Raw genomic sequence first — 2053 nt, 5'->3', positions numbered from 1 at the left:
GGTTTTCTCCGGGAAGCCTCGCTGAAGCAGCTTCTTTCTTCAATACAAATATCCTCTGGCTATATCATATGATCAATCTAGATGTTCGATGAAAGTGAGCTGACTAATATGATCTCAAAGGAGCTCTGATCAGACTATTCCCTGTTCTCTTCTCTTTTCTCTGACAAGGTGGTTTTTGAGAGTGATTTAGGCACGTTTATCAAAGGTATTCTTATAGGGGGATTCATTCCAGCCTGAGAAGTGAAAGAGATAATCGCGGCCCTAAGAAGAGGGATCAGAGTTGCGGTCCCACTAATCATACAGAAGCCTTCGAATGTTTTATCTTCCATATTCCCGGGAGCTTTAAACCTGCCCTTGATTGTTGCATCGAGCTTCAAAGCCATCTTTCTTCCGCTCCGGCCCCTGACTTTGACTGAGAGAGACAACAGACCAAGAAGGCAACCGTTATCGGCACGCCAATATTCAAGCTCTGGATCATCCAGGTCCAGCGAAATTGACATGTTCTTGATCCCCTCCTGGAGAGTAAACGAAAAATCAGAAATTCTGTGCGCCAAGAAGCGAAACTCGGCATTCACTGGCTCAGGCACTATTCTTCATCCCTTTGATGCTTTGATTGCCAACATACTCCCATATTGAGACTCGCTCTTCTGAAGAATCTGGAACCGAAGTACCATCTTTGAAGTCAATCTCAAAAGATACACGACCTCCGAGCTTGTTTACAACGTCAAAAAGCTTTCTTATTGTGAAGTTATAGTCGCCACTTTCGATCTTCGAGACCATTGCCTGGCTGCACTCCAGTTTTTCTGCCAGCTCCTTTTGTGAAAGGGAGTTATCCGCCCGATAGTTAATAAGAGCTGCAGAAATATCCGTCATGACGCTAATCAAGTTCAACTCAAATCTCGTGTCATCGTCTGCCGACTCTAACAACAGTTCGCTGTCTCTCTTGAATAGAGGTTCTGGATTTTCAGTATTCATTCTTCTCTTTCTATCACCTTCACCCCATGAAAACATAAGTAACTACACCTCCTAAAACTTGCACACATTGAATCCCCGCCCGGTCCATTCGCAAATCCTCGACTTCAGTCTCTCGATCGCCTTCTCATACTTTTCATCGGACTCATCAAAGAAGACAAGATAAACGATAACCTTCTTATCATTGAAGAAGCAGAAAAGAATCCTTGCGTTTTCTGGATCATTCCTCTTCGTCTCTGTAAGATGAAGAGAATATATCGAATAACTGGTCTTCGTACGTCTCAAAATCTCCAGGCGGGAAGATCTTCGCGGTTTTGCAAGTTCCGTTTTCATATAATTCTCCCCTGCCTTTTCCAGCAGACCGGTGAACAAAAACCTTTTCTTTATCAAATCCTTCTTTCTGGAGGGATTCTTTTCTACGTACTTGTCAAATTCCCTCTGCATTTTCTCGTCGGATAAGACATCGATCTTTCTCTCCATCTTACCTCTATTTATAACTTATAAGTTGTATTATTGTAAGAACTATCCGTAACGATTATTACTCATTACCACCATTTTGGGTCAATTAATAAGGCATTGCTCGCGATATCGAATGATTTCCATGAGCTTTCGGGATGGTTTCAGTAATCCTCTTGAGTTGATCTCTGGCTGGAGAATAACCGTGTAGTTAGGCCCCGACAATTCTTCTACGCGTGGCCTTTCCTTTGCAAAGGCATCCGAATTACTTATTAGCTTGCATTAATCAGAATAAACTCAGTTCAATTTTCTTGCTGCGGTGTATTCGCTAGTTGAAATATCTATAGCGTCGGCCCGCGCCAAGGATCGAGATTCTGACCAGAAGCTTCGTCAGAATGACCTAATGTGCTGCTTTCCGACTAACCTTACACCGCCATCCCGAGTAACTCATGCTAATCCCTTACTTTGTCATCCTGTGAGAGCACCTGCACAGGATCTACGTCTTCGATCTGCAAGACGGCCGCGTTTGCTTCTTTAGCAGTACTCTCCAAAGGACGAGTCCATGATCTAGGAAGTTGGACGAAAGACGTTATTTTCAAATCACCACGTGCTTGATTCGTTGAGT

3 protein-coding genes are annotated in these 2053 nt (G+C 43.4%); all 3 read right to left on the bottom strand.

Annotation, left to right across the window (positions count from 1 at the left end; all coding sequences use genetic code 11):
• Positions 1 to 134 precede the first annotated feature (134 nt).
• Positions 135 to 500, bottom strand: a complete 366-nt coding sequence (locus tag ENN47_10800) for a hypothetical protein (GenBank protein ID HDP78646.1) — start codon at positions 498 to 500, stop codon at positions 135 to 137.
• 79 nt (positions 501 to 579) lie between these two features.
• Complete coding sequence (locus tag ENN47_10795; protein HDP78645.1) at positions 580 to 1011, bottom strand: XRE family transcriptional regulator; 432 nt, start codon at positions 1009 to 1011, stop codon at positions 580 to 582.
• 15 nt (positions 1012 to 1026) lie between these two features.
• Positions 1027 to 1452: a hypothetical protein gene (locus ENN47_10790; protein ID HDP78644.1), complete on the bottom strand. Its 426-nt coding sequence runs from the start codon at positions 1450 to 1452 to the stop codon at positions 1027 to 1029.
• Positions 1453 to 2053 lie beyond the last annotated feature (601 nt).

The organism is Mesotoga infera (genome assembly GCA_011045915.1).
Classification (GTDB): domain Bacteria; phylum Thermotogota; class Thermotogae; order Petrotogales; family Kosmotogaceae; genus Mesotoga; species Mesotoga infera_D.
This window is presented reverse-complemented; position numbering and strand designations above follow the sequence as displayed.

Coding starts and splice junctions, on each gene's coding strand:
- ENN47_10800 (HDP78646.1), bottom strand. CDS start 500: ATGTCAATTTCGCTGGACCTGGATGATCCAGAGCTTGAATATTGGCGT.
- ENN47_10790 (HDP78644.1), bottom strand. CDS start 1,452: ATGGAGAGAAAGATCGATGTCTTATCCGACGAGAAAATGCAGAGGGAA.
- ENN47_10795 (HDP78645.1), bottom strand. CDS start 1,011: ATGTTTTCATGGGGTGAAGGTGATAGAAAGAGAAGAATGAATACTGAA.